Below are 17,973 nucleotides of genomic sequence, written 5' to 3' on the forward strand. Positions count from 1 at the left end.
CCTGTTCCAACGGTAACAACCTCGCACGCGACACAAGACACGGAGAAGGAATTCATCGAACTAACCCTTGACCGTGTCGGCGGCGGCGAAATTGCTCGTGAGTTCACCGATCACTCGATCCCACAACTGCTTCGGCAAATCATGTCCCATCCCGTCGACTAACACCAATCGGGCACCGTTGATCGCCCGCGTGATGGCCCGGCCGCCCGCCGGGCGCATCAACTTGTCGGCCCGGCCATGGATCACCACGGTCGGCGCAGTGATGCGCCGGTCATAGTGCAGCAGGCTGCCGCTGCCCAGGATGGCGCTGAACTGCTGAGCGAGACCCCAGGGGTGGTAATTGCGGTCGTAGCTTTCTGCGGCATCGGCGCGGGCTTCGTCGTCGGGCGTCGGATACTTGGGACTGCCGATGATCTTGCCGACTCGAACCGTGTTGTCGATGATGACCTCGCGCGGAGACTTCGGGTCCGGTCCTTTCAGCAGTGCCAACAGCTGCCGCGGCCCCGGCGGCGGCAGCGCCCGCTGGTTGTTGCTGGAGAAGATGATGCCCAACGTCTTGGTGCGCTGCGCGTACCGCGCCGCGAACACCTGAGCGATCATCCCGCCCATCGAGGCGCCGACGATGTGCGCCTGCTCGATGTCCAGATGGTCCAACAAGGCGGCGGCGTCGTCGGCCATGTCTTCCAGCCGGTAGGCCGCCTGGCTGGGCAGACCGAGAAACGACCGGACCAGCCGCACCGGCAGGGGCTGCTGGGCGGATTGCCGTTCCGACTTGGTGGACAGGCCGACGTCGCGGTTGTCGAAGCGGATGACGCGCAGGCCCTGGTTGACCAGGCGTTCGCAGAATCCGGTCCGCCACAACAACATTTGGGCGCCCAGGCCCATGATGAGCAGCACCGGGGGATGGTCCAGCTCGCCCATGTCCTCGTAGTAGAGCTTCACATCCCCGGAGACGGCGGTGCCGCTACGAACGTCCACGGCGCTAGACCTCGACGTCCGCGGAATGCTCGCGGCTGACCTCGACCATGAAGTTGGCGAAGTACCCGGTCAGCTGCGGATCGGACATCATCTGCCACCTCGGCGCCAGCAGCTTCATGTACCGCTCGACGTAGAGGAACTGCTTACCGATCAACACCAGCTCGCGCGGCAACTTCACGTCGTAGGCGTCGGCCAGGGCGGACAGTTGGCGGCCGATGTCGGCGTAGGACATGTCGCCCAGTGACTGCATGGTCAGCGGGGTGGCGAACTTCTCCAGGTCCTTGGCGGCCTGCGCCTCAGGTTTCACCGTGCCGACGGCGCCCATCAGCACGACGATCTTGCCCGCAGCGGCGTGGTCCTTCTTGACCAGCAGCGCGTACACCAGTTCGCGCAGCAGCCAGCGGGTGCGCGGGTCGATGCGGCCCATGATCCCGAAGTCGAAGAACACGATGCGGCCCTCATCGTCGACGTAGAGGTTGCCCGCATGCAGGTCGCCGTGGAACAACCCGTGCCGCAGCCCGCCCTCGAACAGGCTGAACAGCAGGGCTTTGACCAGCTCGGTGCCGTCGAAGCCGGCCTTGCGGATCGCCGCGACGTTGTCGATGCGGATCCCGTGCACCCGTTCCATCGTCAACACGCGTTGGCTGGTGAAGTTCCAATGCACCTGCGGCACCCGGATGTTCTTGCCCAGCGGCGACGCGTGCAGATGCGACACCCAGGCGTCCATGGACTGGGCTTCCAGCCGAAAGTCCAGCTCTTCGGCCAGGTTGTCGGAGAAGTCGGCGACCACGTCCTGCGCCGAGAGCCGACGGCCCAGCTTGGCCAGTTCGACGGCTTGGGCGAAGCGCTGCAGGATCTGCAGGTCGGCGGCCACCCGGCGGCGGATGCCCGGCCGCTGGATCTTGACCACTACCTCTTCGCCGCTCTGCAACGTCGCGTAGTGCACCTGGGCGATCGAGGCGGACGCGAACGGTTCTTCTTCGAAGTGGGCGAACAGGTTGGCGGGCTCGTCGCCGAGTTCCTCGACGAATAGTTTGTGCACCTCGTCGGTGTCGGCGGGCGGCACCCGGTCCAGCAGGCTGCGGAACTCGCGGGACAGCGACTCGCCGAACGCCCCCGGGCTCGACGCGATGATCTGGCCGAACTTCACGTACGTCGGACCCAGGTCGGCGAACGTCTGCGGAATCTGCTTGATGACCTTCTGTTGCCACGACCCTTTGCCGGGCAGGCTGGTGACCACGCGCGCAGCGGTGCGGGTGACCTGCCAACCGGTGACAGCTACCCGGGCCGCTTCGACCGGCAAGGGCACCCGGTCCAGCTTGGCCACATCGCGATGCTTGGTGGAACTCATTTGAGCAGTGTGCCAAACCTGGATGGTCAACTCTAAATTTGCGTGACCCCGCTCACGTGCTTTACGCCGGACTGGCCGGTCTGCGCCACGGCGTGATCCACGGCTTCGGTTCCCAATTCTCCAACCCGGCGATGAGTTCGTACATAGTGGCGCCGTCGATGGATTCCCGGATGATGTCGGCTTGCCCGGAGTGCCGGGCCAGCTCGTTGATCACGTGCAACAGGACCCAGCGCACCGACCAGGCGTCGATGTCTGTCGGGAACCACGGGGCGTCCCGCGGCACCGGTACCCGGGCATCGAGGTCGGCGGTCTCGGCCAGCCGCAGGGTCCGGGCATTCTGCTCGGTGAAGGCCCGCAGCAGCCCGGCCAGTGTCTCGTCCGGTCCCATCACGTACTCGGCGTGGAACTGCGCGGCTCGCACCTCGAACGGTCGGGTGTCCCGCTCCGGCTCGCCGGGTGCGGCGGCGACCCGCGCCATCCAGCTGCGCTGCATGCCGGTGGCGTGTTTGACCAGGCCGCCAATTGACAGCGCGCTGGCCGACGGCGTCGAGCGCGCCTGTTCGTCGGTGAGTCCGTAGCAGACGGCGAAGTACGCGCTCTGGTGGTAGGCGAGGTATTCACGCAGCGCGCTGCGTTCGTCGGCTACTGGTGCGGCAAGTGCAGGCATGTATCACTCCTTGTGTAGGTAGAGGTCGCGCAGGCAGGCGATTTCGGCGCCGTGATGGATCGCTTCCCGATTGATGTGCAGGACGAGTTCGATCAGCGCGTACTCGGCATAGGGACCTTCGGCGGGGCCGCAGGGGCGGTTCAGGTCGGTTGCGGACAGCGAACGCACGCCGGCGATCCAGCCCGCATAGGTCTCGTCGAGTTGGTGCAGCGCGGTGCCGGCGTCGGTGGCATAGGTCCAATGGTGATAGTCGGCCGGCGGCCCGCCGAAATGGTTGTGGTTGCGCATCGCGAAAACACCGACGATCACGTGGGCCAGCCGCCAGGCGATGGTGGTGAACGGAACCGGATCCGGTGTCGGGTAGGCGAAGTCGATCGAGCCGTCCGCGTGGACGGTCCAGCAGTCGGGTACCGGCTGCCAGAAGTACTCGTCGTCGGTCAGACCCGCCAGGCGGGGACGCAGTTGGGTGCGCCAGTGCACGTCCAGTTGATCGGCCAGCTGTGCGGTCAGGTCTGCCATGTCCACCGAGTTTTCCATCCACGACGGCTGCCGGTCGCCGTAAGGTGCGGGAATGCAGGTGATTTCGGTCGGTTCGACCGAACTGTTCGTCGGTCCGTCCCAGGCGCCGTTGCAGCTCGTGCAGGTCGGGGTTGCCGTCACCGGACCGACGACGGTCTACGTCGACGGCGACGGCCTGAGTGGGTCGATGGTGGCCGAACCCGGACAACTCTTGCTCGAGATCCCGGTCAAGGTGCGCCGCCCCGTCGTCGGACAGCGACGGGCGGCACGCGTGCGGGCGGGCGACGCCGACATGCCCTTCGAGTTCGTGGTGGCCGAGCCCGGTTGGACGATGTTCATGATCAGCCATTTCCACTACGACCCGGTGTGGTGGAACACCCAGGGTGCCTACACCAGCGAATGGACCGAAGACCCGCCCGGACGCGCCCGGCAGACCAATGGTTTCGAGTTGGTGCACGCGCATCTGGAGATGGCCCGTCGCGATCCTGACTACAAGTTCGTGCTGGCCGAGGTCGACTACCTCAAGCCGTACTGGGACACCCGGCCGCAGGATCGCGCCGACCTGCGCCGGTTCCTCGCCGACGGCCGGGTCGAGGTGATGGGCGGCACCTACAACGAGCCGAACACCAACCTCACCAGTCCGGAGACGACCATCCGAAACTTCGTGCACGGCATCGGGTTTCAGCGCGATGTGCTGGGCGCGGACCCGGCCACCGCCTGGCAACTCGATGTCTTCGGCCACGATCCGCAGTTCCCGGGAATGGCTGCCGACGCCGGGCTGACCTCGAGCTCGTGGGCGCGTGGACCGCACCATCAGTGGGGTCCGGGGCAGGACGGCATGCAGCGCATGCAGTTCTCCAGCGAATTCGAGTGGATCTCGCCGTCGGGCAACGGTCTGCTCACCCACTACATGCCGGCCCACTATTCGGCGGGCTGGTGGATGGACTCGTCGACCACGGTGCAGGAGGCCGAGGAAGCCACCTACGCGCTGTTCGACCGGCTCAAGAAGGTCGCGCTGACCCGCAACGTGTTATTGCCGGTAGGCACCGACTACACCCCGCCCAACAAGTGGGTCACCGAGATTCATCGCGACTGGGCTGCCCGCTACACCTGGCCGCGCTTCGTGTGCGGGCTGCCGCGCGAATTCTTCGCCGCGGTGCGCGCCGAACTCGGCGAGCGGGGCGCAGTGGCCTCGCCTCAGACCCGCGACATGAACCCCATCTACACCGGCAAGGACGTGTCCTACATCGACACCAAACAAGCCAACCGTGCGGCGGAGAACATCGTCCTGGACGCTGAGCGCTTCGCGGTGTTCGCCGGGCTGATGACCGGTGCCGAGTACCCGCAGGCAGCGTTGTCGAAGGCATGGGTGCAGCTGGCCTACGGCGCCCACCACGACGCGATCACCGGATCGGAATCCGACCAGGTCTACCTGGACCTGCTGACCGGCTGGCGCGACGCCTGGGAGCTGGGCGGCACCGCGCGGGACAACTCGCTGCAGCTGCTGTCCGGCGCGGTGGCCCGCGAGCGCGACTCGGTGGTGGTGTGGAACCCGTTGACGCAGCAGCGCAGCGACGTCGTGACCCTGCGGTTGGACGCGCCGGCTGCCGGGGTGCGGGTGCTGGACTCCGACGGGATCGAGGTGCCCGCGCAGGTTGACGACGACGCGTGCTCGGTCAGCTGGCTCGCCCGGGATCTGCCGTCGCTGGGCTGGCGCACGTACCGGCTGGTTCCCGGCGACGCCGCGGGCTGGGTCCCGAAGGCGGGCCGGGAGATCGCCAACGAGCATTACCGCCTGACCGTCGACCCGCAACGCGGCGGGGCGGTGACCTCGCTGGTACACCAGGGCCGCGAACTGATCGCCGTCGGCGAAGTCGGCAACGAGCTCGCCGTCTACGACGAATACCCCGCGCACCCGACCCAGGGCGAAGGTCCCTGGCACCTGCTGCCCATGGGCCCGGTGGTCGGGTCCGCGGGAGAACCCGCGACCGTGCAGGCCTATCGCGGGCCACTGGGCCAGCGGCTGGTCGTCCAGGGTGGCATCGGCACCCTGTTGCGGTACACCCAGACCCTGACGCTGTGGCACCAGGTCGACCGTCTGGACTGCCGCACCACCATCCACGACTTCATCGGCGAGGACAGGTTGTTGCGGCTGCGCTGGCCGTGTCCGGTGCCTGGCGCGACGCCGGTCAGTGAAGTCGGGGACGCCGTCGTCGGGCGCGGATTCGCGTTGTTACATGACGGGGACCGTTCGGTGGACACCGCGCAGCACCTGTGGACGCTGGACAATCCGGCCTACGGCTGGTTCGGGTTGTCGTCAGTGGTTCGCGTGCGGATCGGGAGCGCCACGCGGGCAATCTCGGTGGCCGAGGTGATCGCGCCGTCGGAAACCGTGTCGGGTCCGTTGGCTCGCGACCTGATGGTGGCGCTGGTGCGCGCCGGTGTGACGGCCACCTGCAGCGGCGCCGACCGACCCCGCTACGGCCACCTCGACGTCGACTCCAACCTGCCTGACGCCCGGATCGTGCTGGGTGGGCCGGCTGGCAACGTATTCACCGCGGCGCTGCTGGCCGAGGCCGATCCGGCCTATGCCGACGAACTCGAACGGCAACTCACCAAGACCGGCAAGGCGCGGATATGGGTGCCGGCGGCGACGGACCTGACCGCGGTCTGGGTGCCTGACGCCGACCTGCGGGCCCGCCGCGCGCTGCCGGTGCTGGTGATCGCCGGACGCGACGACAAGAGCTTGGCCGCCGCGATCGCCTCGGTGATTCGCGACCTGGCCGACGCCGAGATCGTCGTCCGCCAGCGCTGCCCGGTCGACGCCGCGACGTTCGAGGACTACACCGTCGCTGTACTGAACCGCGGGGTGCCCAGCTTCGCGGTGGACACCGAAGGCACCCTGCACACGGCGCTGATGCGGTCCTGCACGGGCTGGCCGTCGGGCATCTGGATCGACGAGCCACGCCGCACCGCGCCGGACGGTTCGAACTTCCAACTGCAGCACTGGACCCATGATTTCGACTACGCGCTGGTCTGCGGCCGCGGTGATTGGCGGCGCGCCGGGGTGCCGGTCCGCAGCGCCCAGTTCACCAACCCGCTGATTGCGGTGGCTCCCCGCGACCAGCACGGGGCGTTGCCGCCGGTTGGGTCGCTGCTGCGGGTCGAGCCCGAGTCGGTAACGCTGGGGGCGCTCAAGGCCGCCGGGAACCCGCTGACCTCCGGCCGCGCCGAACCCGTCACATCGAGTGACGTGGCCCTGCGGCTGGTCGAATCGACCGGTGCGGCGACTCGGGTCGAGGTCAGCTCGGAACTCGGTGAGCTGAGCGCGATCCGGCACGCGAATCTGCTGGAAGTGGCGCAGCGCCGCACCAGCGCCATCCGGCTGCACGGCTACCAGGTCGCAACTGTTCGAGGTCACCTCGACGTGCCTGCCCTACCTGTCGAACCTACTGAGCTGGCTCCGCCGGCCGAGGTGGCCCAGCCGCTCTACGCCCGCTACTGGTTGCACAATCGCGGCCCGGCACCGCTGGGCGGACTACCGGCCGTCGCCCACCTGCATCCGCAGCAGCTCAGCGCCGAGGCGGGCGACACGGTGACACTTCGTCTCACCGCTGCCAGCGACTGCACCGATGCCGAAGTGGGCGGCACCGTCGAGGTGCGGTGTCCCGACGGTTGGTCCGCCCAACCGGCCGAATTGCCCTTCACCCTGGGCGTCGGTGCGCACCTGGAAACCGACATCGTGCTCACCATCCCGGCGCACGCGCCGGCAGGGTTATATCCGGTCCGGGCGCAGTTGCGCCTGATCTCCGACGTGCCGTCGTGGCGGCAGGTGGTCGAGGACGTCACCGTCCTGGCCGTGGGAACCGACGACGACGAACTCCTCCATCTGCGGGACGGTCCGACCGACATCGTGCTTTCCGCGGGACAAGCGACGCGGCTGACCGTCACGATCGGCAGCCGGGCCCGGGCCGATCTGGCGCTCGAGGCACACCTGATCAGCCCGTGGGGGACGTGGGAGTGGATCGGGCCGGCCGCGGTCGGGGCCGTCCTACCGGCCGGCGGCGCCGTCGAGCTGACCTTCGATGTGGCACCGCCCCGCTGGCAGGATCCCGGGCAGTGGTGGGCGCTGGTCCGGGTCGGCTGTGCGGGCCGGTTGGTCTATTCGCCGGCGGTCAAGGTGACGGTGACATGACCCATCACGTGGTGGCGACGGTCGGCGGCGCCGAGGTCGAGGAAGCCGAAGTCGACGCGCGCGAGGCGCGGTTGCGCAACGGACCTCGTGCTGCCCCGTTGCCGGCTGTCGGCACCAGCGAGGGCCGCCAGTTGCGGCGCTGGCTCACGCAGCTGATCGTGACCGAGCGGGTGGTTGCCGCCGAAGCGACCGCCCGTGGCCTGTCCGCCCTCGATGCCCCACCCGAGGCTGACCTGCTGCCCGACGTCACCGCCCGGCTGGAGATCGGCAGCATCGCCGCCGCGGCGCTGGCCGACCCGCCGGCGCGCGCGTTGTTCGCCGATGTCACCGCGGGTGTCGACGTCAGCGACGACGATGTCGCCGACTATCACCGGCGCAACCCGATGCGGTTCGCGCCGGCCCGCCCCGCCGGACTCGGATGGCGGACGCCGACGCTGGTCGCCCCGCCGCTCGATCAGGTGCGGCAGGCGGTCGCCGGGCATCTGCTGGGGGCTGCTCGGCGGCGCGCGTTCCGGGTCTGGCTGGACGTGCGTCGCGCCGAACTGGTGCAGCTGGCCCCCGGTTACGAGCATCCTGGCGATCCCCGCCAGCCTGACAACACCCACCGACACTGATGCTGACCCTCTGCCTGGACATCGGCGGCACCAAGATCGCAGCCGGTCTCGTTGACGACGTCGGCGCGCTGGTGCACACCGCTACCTGCCCGACGCCGGCCGGTGTCGATGAAGAACAGATCTGGGCCGCGGTCGAGGCCCTGATACGCGACGGACTGCACGCGGCGGGCGGGGTGGTGGCCGGCGTCGGGATCGCGTCGGCCGGTCCGGTGGACCTGGCCGGCGGCACGGTCAGCCCGATCAATATCCCGGCCTGGCGCGGTTTCCCACTGCAGCAACGGGTTTCAGCCGTCGTGCCCGGGGTGCGGGTACGGCTGGGCGGTGACGGCGTGTGCATGGCACTCGGTGAGCACTGGCAGGGCGCGGGACGCGGTGCCGGCTTCCTGCTGGGCATGGTGGTGTCCACCGGGGTGGGCGGGGGCCTGGTGCTCGAAGGGTTGCCCTATGACGGCCGCACCGGTAATGCCGGTCACGTCGGTCATGTGGTGGTCGACCCGAACGGTCGGGGGTGTGCCTGCGGTGGGCGCGGCTGCGTCGAGACCGTCGCGTCCGGTCCGTCGATGGTGCGTTGGGCTCGGGAAAACGGCTGGTCAGCGCCGCCGGCGGCGAGCGCCAAGGAGTTGGCCGACGCGGCCGCCACCGGAGATCCGCTGGCGCTTGCGGCATTTCAGCGGGGAGCCGCCGCGCTGGCCGCGATGATCGCCTCCGTCGGCGCGGTATGCGACCTGGACCTGGTGGTTATCGGCGGGGGAGTGGCCCGCTCCGGGCCCCTGCTGTTCGACCCGCTGCGTGCGGCGCTGGCCGAATATGCCCGATTGGACTTCCTGACCGGTCTGCGGGTGCTGCCCGCCGAACTCGGCGGAAATGCCGGGCTGGTGGGCGCGGCGCGCCTGGCCGGGCTGTAGCGAGCGGCGCGCCGCGGCAGCGTCGTGGGTCGCGCGTGGGTGCGAATTGGCTGTTCGGACCAGGCCAGGCTATGGTGGGTGCCGATCCACCGAAGACCGTCGGTCACCGAGCAATCGGTTGAAGGTCCGGGAACATCCCGGCGGCCCACGCAGGAGGACGAGGCAAGACCGCCGGCCTACGCGCCGGTGAATCCCAACGCCCCGGCCGCAGCCTGCGCCGGGGCGTTAGTCGTCTGCGGTGGAACGAGACGCCGAGTCCACACACGTACAGGAGGCATGCATGGCCAGGGCTGACAAAGCCACCGCCGTCGCCGACATCGCCGAGCACTTCAAGAGTTCGAGCGCGACCGTCATCACCGAGTACCGCGGTCTGTCGGTGGCCAACCTCGCCGAGCTGCGCCGATCGCTGGGGGAGGGAACCACCTACGCGGTGGCCAAGAACACCCTCATCAAGCGCGCTGCCTCCGAGGCCGGCATCGAAGGGCTCGACGAGCTGTTCGCCGGTCCGACGGCGATCGCATTCGTCACCGGTGAGCCGGTGGATGCCGCCAAGGCACTGAAGACCTTCGCCAAGGAGCACAAGGCGCTGGTCATCAAGGGCGGCTACATGGACGGACACGCGCTGTCCGTCTCCGAGGTCGAGCGCATCGCCGACCTGGAATCCCGCGAGGTGCTGCTGGCCAAGCTGGCCGGTGCGATGAAGGGCAACCTCGCCAAGGCTGCCGGGCTGTTCAATGCGCCCGCGTCGCAGATGGCCCGCCTGCTGGCCGCTCTGCAAGAGAAGAAGGACTCCGAAGCCCCCGCAGCCGCAGCTGCGGAGACGCCCGCAGCTGCCGAGGCACCCGCCGAAGCGGCATCCGCCGAATAACTCCGACCAAACGCACAAAGTTCAGAAAGGACCCACACCATGGCAAAACTGTCCAGCGACGACCTGCTCGACGCCTTCAAGGAAATGACCCTGTTGGAGCTCTCCGACTTCGTCAAGAAGTTCGAGGAGACCTTCGAGGTCACCGCGGCCGCCCCGGTCGCCGTCGCCGCGGCCGGCCCGGCCGGTGGCGGCGCAGCCGCTGAGGCCGCCGAGGAGCAGACCGAGTTCGACGTGATCCTCGAGGCCGCCGGTGAGAAGAAGATCGGTGTCATCAAGGTGGTCCGCGAGATCGTCTCCGGCCTGGGCCTCAAGGAGGCCAAGGACCTGGTCGACGGCGCGCCCAAGCCGCTGCTGGAGAAGGTCGCCAAGGAGGCCGCCGACGAGGCCAAGGCCAAGCTCGAGGCCGCCGGCGCCAGCGTCACCGTCAAGTAGTTCCATCCGCGCAGCCCTCGGGCATCCCGGCAACGGGGTCCCGGGGGCTTCCGCGTTTATCAGCGCAGTGCAGCCAGCTGCGAGCGCTGTACCCGCTCAGCTGAATCGCCTAGGGCGACCAGCAGATTCGTGGTCATTGCGGCCAGCACGGGGACCAGTGCCGAGCCGTCGGCGCCGTAAAACCCGGCCAGCTCGAGCATCACGTAACCGTGGATGAGCGCCCAGAATTGGGCTGCCGTGGCCACCACGGACGCATCGTCGTCCGCCGGGCACGCCGTGATCCGGCCGGCGAGAATGCACCGGTGCACCGCGCGCACCACGTGGGCGAAGCTGGGTTCGTGCTGCTCGATCTCGTCGAGCGACAGCGTCAGGACGTCGCCGGTCGGCGCGTTGATGCCGTGCGCACTGGTGCTGCCGAACATCAGCCGGTACATGTGCGGGCGCTCGATCGCATACCGCCGGTAGGCGGCTCCGACGGACATCAGATCGGCCACCGGGTCGTCGGTCTCCGGCACCGCCAAGGCGGCGTCGAACTGGCGTAGACCCTCCTCGGCGACCGCGGCGATGAGTTCGCGCATCCCGCCGAAATGGGTGTACACGGCCATCGTCGAGGTGCCGGCGGCACCGGCCACCTTGCGGGTCTGCAGCGCATCGGGACCGTGCTCGTCGAGCAAGTCCACCGCGGCCTGCACCATCTGGTCGCGAACGCTGCGCTGGGTCGAAGTCATCTCGCCAAACAATATTGCCATCTCCTCGGCGGCGGCGTACCGTCCCAATAACAGCGTAATAACAACGTTATAGGAGTTCAGCGATGACGGCCACGCAGACCGCCCAAGCCGGCAACCCGTACCTGAGCGGTTTTCTGGCACCGGTGCGGGCCGAACTGACCGCAACCGACCTCGAGGTCACCGGCCACATTCCCGAGCACCTCAGCGGACGCTATCTGCGCAACGGTCCCAACCCGGTCGCCGAGGTCGACCCGACTACCTACCACTGGTTCAGCGGGGACGCGATGGTGCACGGGGTCGCGCTGCGCGACGGCAAGGCCACCTGGTACCGCAACCGCTGGGTGCGCACCCCTGCGGTGTGCGCCGCATTGGGCGAGCCGCAGCCCGCGGGGCTGGACCCGCGGGCCGGCATGCTGTCGGTGGGGCCCAACACCAACGCGTTGAGTCACGCCGGCCGGACGCTAGCCCTGGTCGAGGGTGGCGGCGCCAACTACGAGTTGACCGACGAGCTGGACACGGTCGCGCCCTGCGACTTCGACGGAACCCTCTTCGGCGGCTACACCGCCCACCCGCACCGCGATCCGGCGACCGGGGAATTGCATGCCCTGTCCTACTCCTTCACCCGCGGACGCACCGTGCAGTACTCGGTGATCGACACCAACGGACGTGCCCGTCGCACGGTGGACGTCCGAGTGGGCGGGTCGCCGATGATGCACGACTTCTCGCTGACCGAGAAGTACGTCGTGATCTACGACCTGCCCGTAACGTTCGACCCGATCCAGGTCCTGCCGGTGCGGGTGCCGCGCAGACTGACCAGGCCGGCTCGCCTGGTGGCGGAGTCGCTGCTGGGTCGCGTACGGGTACCCAACCCCGTCGCGGCGATGATCAACCGGAACCGGCAGCCCGTGCACAAGATGCCGTACCGCTGGAACGCCGACTATCCGGCGCGCATCGGCGTTCTGCCCCGCGAGGGCACCGGCCGAGACGTCCGGTGGTTCGACGTCGAGCCGTGCTACGTCTATCACCCGCTCAACGCCTACAGCGAAGACCGCGGCGGCAACGAGGTGCTGGTCCTGGACGTGGTGCGCTATGCGCGGATGTTCGATCACGACCTGCGCGGTCCCGGCGACAGCAAGCCCACCCTGGACCGCTGGACGATCAACCTGACCACCGGCGCAGTCAGCACCGAGCGCCGCGACGACCGCCCGCAGGAGTTTCCCCGGATCAACGAGACCTTGCTGGGCGCCAAGCACCGGTTCGGCTACACCCTCGGTGTCGACGGCGGCTATCTCTCCGGCGGCGCCCGCGACATGTCGACGGCGGTGTACAAGCACGACTACGCAACTGGCGCCCGCGAAGTCGCCGCCCTCGATCCGGACCTGTTGATGGGGGAGATGTCCTTCGTGCCCAACCCGGCCACGTCCCCGGCAAGCCGGGTCGAGGATGACGGCGTCCTGATGGGTCTGGGCAGCCGCCGCGACACCGACACCGGCGTGCTGTTGCTGCTGGATGCGCAGACCCTGGAAACGAGGGCCACCGTGGAACTTCCGCAGCGGGTCCCCATGGGCTTCCACGGCAATTGGGCACCTTTTGAATAGGGTGTGCTGGGCGGATTGTTATTGATCCAACCCTGATGCGTAGACCGGCCGTGCGCTACAGTGACTCAAGCCACACGGGGCTGGTGGCTGAACCGCGCGTCGACGGAAGGGTCTCCCATGGGTGTCGCGATCGAGGTAAACGGGCTTACCAAGTCGTTCGGATCCTCGAGGATTTGGGAAGACGTCACGCTCACCGTCCCCGCCGGAGAGGTCAGCGTGCTGCTGGGCCCGTCGGGTACCGGCAAGTCGGTGTTCCTGAAGTCATTGATCGGCCTGCTGAAGCCGGAGCGCGGCTCGATCCTCATCGACGGCACCGACATCATCGAGTGCTCGGCCAAAGAGCTCTACGAGATCCGCACCCTGTTCGGGGTGCTGTTCCAGGACGGCGCGCTGTTCGGCTCGATGAACCTGTTCGACAACACCGCTTTCCCGCTGCGGGAGCACACCAAGAAGAAGGAAAAAGAGATCCGCGACATCGTCATGGAGAAACTGACGATGGTGGGTCTCGGCGGTGACGAGAAGAAGTTCCCGGGTGAGATCTCCGGCGGTATGCGCAAGCGTGCCGGCCTGGCGCGGGCCCTGGTGCTCGACCCGCAGATCATTCTGTGCGACGAGCCGGACTCGGGTCTGGACCCGGTCCGTACCGCCTACCTGAGCCAGCTGATCATGGACATCAACGCCCAGATCGACGCCACCATCCTGATCGTGACCCACAACATCAACATCGCCCGCACTGTGCCGGACAACATGGGCATGTTGTTCCGGAAGCACCTGGTCATGTTCGGACCCCGCGAGGTGCTGCTGACCAGCGACGAGCCGGTGGTGCGGCAGTTCCTCAACGGTCGGCGTATCGGGCCGATCGGTATGTCGGAGGAAAAGGACGAGGCCACCATGGCCGAGGAGCAGGCCGCGCTCGACGCGGGCCAGCACGCCGGTGGTGTCGAGGACATCGAGGGAGTGCCGCCGCAGATCCAGGCGTCGCCCGGGATGCCGGAGCGCAAAGGCGTCGCCCGCCGGCAGGCCCGGGTGCGCGCCATGCTGCACACCCTGCCGAAGAACGCTCAGGAAGCGATCCTGGACGACCTCGAAGGCACCCACAAGTACACCTCGCACGAGTACTGATCCGACCGGTCGCTGCCGAGTTCTGCTGCGCAGGATTCCGGCGTGCCGCCGCGCGCCCGCCGGTCGTCGGCGATGCCCCCACCAGCGGGCATCGCGGAAAATTTCTCCACACCTCTGCACAACTTGCCGTGCCCACCTCTTGACGGAACAGCCCAAACGGGTCAATCTGTTGGGCAGCATGTGTACGCGGGATATCGCAGGTGCCAGCCAGCGCCGGTCTTCCACGGACCGCGTGCGACCGTGTGTAGTGGTGCGCATTTGAGGAATGTACTGTCCTGCGCTATTGTTGGACGTTGCGCTGGCTACTTCCTGCCCACCTCACACCCGCCACTTGACACCGTGGTCTTAGCCTGAGCCCTTTTCTGCGGCTCAGCTATTCAGTTGCGTGCGTGAGATCCGGACAGTTCGTCCGCCAGCCGAACCGATAAACATCTGCGGCGAACAGACCCGGTGGCGTCTCCTCAGGGCTCTCATAGTCGCACGAGGTGCTGGAAGGACGCATCTTGGCTGATTTCCGCCAGAGCAACACAGGTCGCCCACAGAGTTCTTCGAACAGCTCCGTACCCGGGGCTCCCAACCGGGTTTCTTTCGCCAAGCTGCGTGAACCGCTCGAGGTCCCGGGATTGCTCGACGTTCAGACCGATTCATTCGAGTGGCTGATCGGCTCGCAGCGCTGGCGTGAGACCGCCGCCAAGCGCGGCGACGTCAACCAGATGGGCGGTCTCGAAGAGGTTCTCTACGAGCTTTCGCCGATCGAGGACTTCTCCGGCTCGATGTCGCTGTCTTTCTCCGACCCGCGCTTTGACGACGTCAAGGCACCGGTCGACGAGTGCAAAGACAAGGACATGACGTACGCGGCGCCGCTGTTCGTCACCGCCGAGTTCATCAACAACAACACCGGCGAGATCAAGAGCCAGACGGTGTTCATGGGTGACTTCCCGATGATGACCGAGAAGGGCACCTTCATCATCAACGGCACCGAGCGTGTCGTGGTGAGCCAGCTGGTGCGCTCGCCGGGCGTGTACTTCGACGAGACCATCGACAAGTCCACCGAGAAGATGCTGCACAGCGTCAAGGTGATCCCGAGCCGCGGTGCGTGGCTGGAGTTCGATGTTGACAAGCGCGACACCGTCGGCGTGCGCATCGACCGCAAGCGGCGTCAGCCGGTCACCGTTCTGCTCAAGGCGCTCGGCTGGACCAACGAGCAGATCCACGAGCGGTTCGGCTTCTCCGAGATCATGATGGGGACGCTGGAGAAGGACAACACCGCGGGCACCGACGAGGCGCTGCTGGACATCTACCGCAAGTTGCGCCCGGGCGAACCGCCGACCAAGGAGTCCGCGCAGACGCTGTTGGAGAACCTGTTCTTCAAGGAGAAGCGTTACGACCTGGCCCGCGTCGGCCGCTACAAGGTCAACAAGAAGCTCGGGCTGAATGTCGGTGCGCCGATCACCAGTTCGACGCTGACCGAAGAGGACATCGTCGCCACCATCGAATATCTGGTCCGGCTGCACGAAGGCCAGCACGAGATGACGGTGCCCGGCGGCACCGAGGTGCCGGTGGAAACCGACGACATCGACCACTTCGGCAACCGCCGGTTGCGTACGGTCGGCGAGCTGATCCAGAACCAGATCCGGGTCGGCATGTCCCGCATGGAGCGCGTCGTGCGCGAGCGGATGACCACTCAGGACGTCGAGGCCATCACGCCGCAGACCCTGATCAACATCCGTCCGGTCGTCGCTGCGATCAAGGAGTTCTTCGGCACCAGCCAGCTCTCGCAGTTCATGGACCAGAACAACCCGTTGTCGGGTCTGACCCACAAGCGTCGTCTGTCGGCGCTGGGGCCGGGTGGTCTGTCGCGGGAACGGGCCGGTCTGGAAGTCCGGGACGTGCACCCGTCGCACTACGGCCGCATGTGCCCGATCGAGACCCCGGAAGGGCCCAACATCGGCCTGATCGGGTCGCTGTCGGTGTACGCGCGGGTCAACCCGTTCGGGTTCATCGAGACGCCTTATCGCAAGGTGGTCGACGGTGTGGTGTCCGACGAGATCCACTACCTGACCGCGGACGAGGAGGACCGCCACGTGGTGGCGCAGGCCAACTCGCCGATCGACGAGGGCGGCCGATTCATCGAGCCGCGCGTCCTGGTCCGTCGAAAGGCCGGCGAGGTCGAGTACGTGCCGTCCTCCGAGGTGGACTACATGGACGTCTCGCCGCGCCAGATGGTGTCGGTCGCGACCGCGATGATCCCGTTCCTCGAGCACGACGACGCCAACCGGGCCCTGATGGGCGCCAACATGCAGCGCCAGGCGGTCCCGCTGGTGCGCAGCGAGGCGCCCCTGGTGGGTACCGGAATGGAGTTGCGCGCGGCCATCGACGCCGGAGACGTCGTGGTGGCCGAGAAGGCGGGCGCCATCGAGGAGGTCTCGGCGGACTACATCACCGTCATGCACGACGACGGCACCCGGCGCACCTACCGGATGCGCAAGTTCGCCCGCTCCAACCACGGCACCTGTGCCAACCAGTCCCCGATCGTCGACGCCGGCGACCGGGTGGAGGCCGGCCAGGTGATCGCCGACGGGCCCTGCACCGAGAACGGTGAGATGGCTCTGGGCAAGAACCTGCTGGTGGCGGTCATGCCGTGGGAGGGTCACAACTACGAGGACGCCATCATCCTGTCTAACCGCCTCGTCGAAGAGGACGTGCTGACCTCGATCCACATCGAAGAGCACGAGATCGACGCCCGCGACACCAAGCTGGGCGCCGAGGAGATCACCCGGGACATCCCGAACGTCTCCGACGAGGTGCTGGCCGACCTGGACGAGCGCGGCATCGTGCGTATCGGTGCCGAGGTGCGCGACGGCGACATCCTGGTCGGCAAGGTCACGCCCAAGGGTGAGACCGAGCTGACCCCGGAAGAGCGGCTGCTGCGCGCGATCTTCGGCGAGAAGGCCCGCGAGGTTCGCGACACCTCCCTGAAGGTGCCGCACGGTGAGTCCGGCAAGGTCATCGGCATCCGGGTGTTCTCCCGCGAGGACGACGACGAACTGCCCGCCGGCGTCAACGAGCTGGTCCGGGTGTATGTGGCTCAGAAGCGCAAGATCTCCGACGGCGACAAGCTGGCCGGACGGCACGGCAACAAGGGCGTCATCGGCAAGATCCTGCCGGTGGAAGACATGCCGTTCCTGCCGGACGGCACTCCGGTCGACATCATCCTGAACACGCACGGTGTGCCGCGACGGATGAACATCGGCCAGATTCTGGAGACTCACCTGGGGTGGGTGGCCAAGGCCGGCTGGAACATCGAGGGTGCCCCGGACTGGGCGGCGAATCTGCCCGAGGAGCTGCGGCACGCCCAACCGAACCAGATCGTGTCCACCCCGGTGTTCGACGGCGCCAAGGAAGAGGAGCTGCAGGGCTTGCTCTCGGCGACGCTGCCCAACCGCGACGGCGAGGTGCTGGTCAACGAGGACGGCAAGGCGGTGCTCTTCGACGGGCGCAGCGGTGAGCCGTTCCCGTACCCGGTGACCGTCGGCTACATGTACATCATGAAGCTGCACCACCTGGTGGACGACAAGATCCACGCCCGCTCCACCGGTCCGTACTCGATGATCACCCAGCAGCCGCTGGGTGGTAAGGCGCAGTTCGGTGGTCAGCGGTTCGGTGAGATGGAGTGCTGGGCCATGCAGGCCTACGGCGCGGCGTACACGCTGCAGGAGCTGTTGACCATCAAGTCCGACGACACCGTCGGCCGGGTCAAGGTCTACGAGGCGATCGTCAAGGGCGAGAACATCCCCGAGCCGGGCATTCCCGAGTCGTTCAAGGTGCTGCTCAAGGAACTGCAGTCGCTGTGCCTCAATGTCGAGGTGCTGTCGTCGGACGGTGCGGCCATCGAGCTGCGCGAAGGCGAGGACGAAGATCTCGAGCGGGCTGCGGCCAACCTGGGAATCAACTTGTCGCGCAACGAATCTGCCTCCGTCGAGGACCTCGCCTAAC

13 protein-coding genes are annotated in these 17,973 nt (G+C 67.4%); 8 read left to right on the forward strand and 5 right to left on the reverse strand.

The features are described from left to right. Nucleotides 1–60: 60 nt before the first annotated feature. The 4 genes from AC5Y6Y_RS05980 to AC5Y6Y_RS05995 all read right to left on the reverse strand — a co-directional run bounded on the left by AC5Y6Y_RS05980 (nt 61) and on the right by AC5Y6Y_RS05995 (nt 3,515). A complete protein-coding gene (locus tag AC5Y6Y_RS05980) occupies nt 61–978 on the reverse strand; it encodes an alpha/beta fold hydrolase (RefSeq protein ID WP_473139351.1) in 918 nt (305 codons plus the stop codon). Between the two features lie 4 nt (nt 979–982). Beyond that, entirely contained in the window at nt 983–2,329 is a 1,347-nt protein-coding gene (locus tag AC5Y6Y_RS05985; protein ID WP_463825767.1) for an ABC1 kinase family protein, read from the reverse strand. A 61-nt stretch (nt 2,330–2,390) separates the two neighbouring features. Then, complete coding sequence (locus AC5Y6Y_RS05990; protein WP_473139350.1) at nt 2,391–2,996, reverse strand: DinB family protein; 606 nt, start codon at nt 2,994–2,996, stop codon at nt 2,391–2,393. A gap of 3 nt (nt 2,997–2,999) precedes the next feature. After that, nucleotides 3,000–3,515, reverse strand: a complete 516-nt coding sequence (locus AC5Y6Y_RS05995) for a DinB family protein (protein ID WP_473139349.1) — start codon at nt 3,513–3,515, stop codon at nt 3,000–3,002. A gap of 52 nt (nt 3,516–3,567) precedes the next feature. On the opposite strand from AC5Y6Y_RS05995, the gene AC5Y6Y_RS06000 reads away from it, so the two are divergent. The 5 genes from AC5Y6Y_RS06000 (at nt 3,568) to rplL (ending at nt 10,529) form a co-directional block, all read left to right on the forward strand. Further along, nucleotides 3,568–7,710 carry a glycoside hydrolase family 38 N-terminal domain-containing protein gene (locus AC5Y6Y_RS06000; RefSeq protein ID WP_473139348.1) on the forward strand — a complete coding sequence of 1,381 codons (4,143 nt, stop codon included), beginning with the start codon at nt 3,568–3,570 and terminating at the stop codon, nt 7,708–7,710. Further along, entirely contained in the window at nt 7,707–8,324 is a 618-nt protein-coding gene (locus AC5Y6Y_RS06005) for a DUF7158 domain-containing protein (protein ID WP_473139347.1), read from the forward strand. Before AC5Y6Y_RS06000 ends, AC5Y6Y_RS06005 begins: the two co-directional genes overlap by 4 nt. Continuing rightward, nucleotides 8,324–9,229 carry an ROK family protein gene (locus AC5Y6Y_RS06010; RefSeq protein ID WP_473139346.1) on the forward strand — a complete coding sequence of 302 codons (906 nt, stop codon included), beginning with the start codon at nt 8,324–8,326 and terminating at the stop codon, nt 9,227–9,229. Before AC5Y6Y_RS06005 ends, AC5Y6Y_RS06010 begins: the two co-directional genes overlap by 1 nt. A gap of 280 nt (nt 9,230–9,509) precedes the next feature. Next, on the forward strand, nt 9,510–10,097 hold the full coding sequence (gene rplJ / locus AC5Y6Y_RS06015) for a 50S ribosomal protein L10 (RefSeq protein ID WP_463825773.1): 588 nt from the start codon (nt 9,510–9,512) through the stop codon (nt 10,095–10,097). Nucleotides 10,098–10,136: 39 nt separating this feature from the next. Continuing rightward, a complete protein-coding gene (gene rplL / locus AC5Y6Y_RS06020) occupies nt 10,137–10,529 on the forward strand; it encodes a 50S ribosomal protein L7/L12 (protein WP_463825774.1) in 393 nt (130 codons plus the stop codon). A gap of 59 nt (nt 10,530–10,588) precedes the next feature. Here rplL and AC5Y6Y_RS06025 read toward each other — a convergent pair whose 3' ends face one another. Beyond that, entirely contained in the window at nt 10,589–11,257 is a 669-nt protein-coding gene (locus tag AC5Y6Y_RS06025; protein ID WP_463825775.1) for a TetR/AcrR family transcriptional regulator, read from the reverse strand. Nucleotides 11,258–11,340: 83 nt separating this feature from the next. Between AC5Y6Y_RS06025 and AC5Y6Y_RS06030 the strand changes: the two genes are divergently transcribed. The 3 genes from AC5Y6Y_RS06030 (at nt 11,341) to rpoB (ending at nt 17,972) form a co-directional block, all read left to right on the forward strand. After that, nucleotides 11,341–12,855 carry a carotenoid oxygenase family protein gene (locus AC5Y6Y_RS06030; RefSeq protein ID WP_499917893.1) on the forward strand — a complete coding sequence of 505 codons (1,515 nt, stop codon included), beginning with the start codon at nt 11,341–11,343 and terminating at the stop codon, nt 12,853–12,855. 117 nt (nt 12,856–12,972) lie between these two features. After that, nucleotides 12,973–13,977 (forward strand): ABC transporter ATP-binding protein, encoded by a 1,005-nt coding sequence (locus tag AC5Y6Y_RS06035; protein ID WP_463825777.1) that lies wholly within the window; start codon nt 12,973–12,975, stop codon nt 13,975–13,977. A gap of 503 nt (nt 13,978–14,480) precedes the next feature. Next, entirely contained in the window at nt 14,481–17,972 is a 3,492-nt protein-coding gene (gene rpoB, locus AC5Y6Y_RS06040; protein ID WP_463825778.1) for a DNA-directed RNA polymerase subunit beta, read from the forward strand. Nucleotide 17,973: the final 1 nt, after the last annotated feature.

Source organism: Mycobacterium sp. NGS24 (assembly GCF_059813065.1).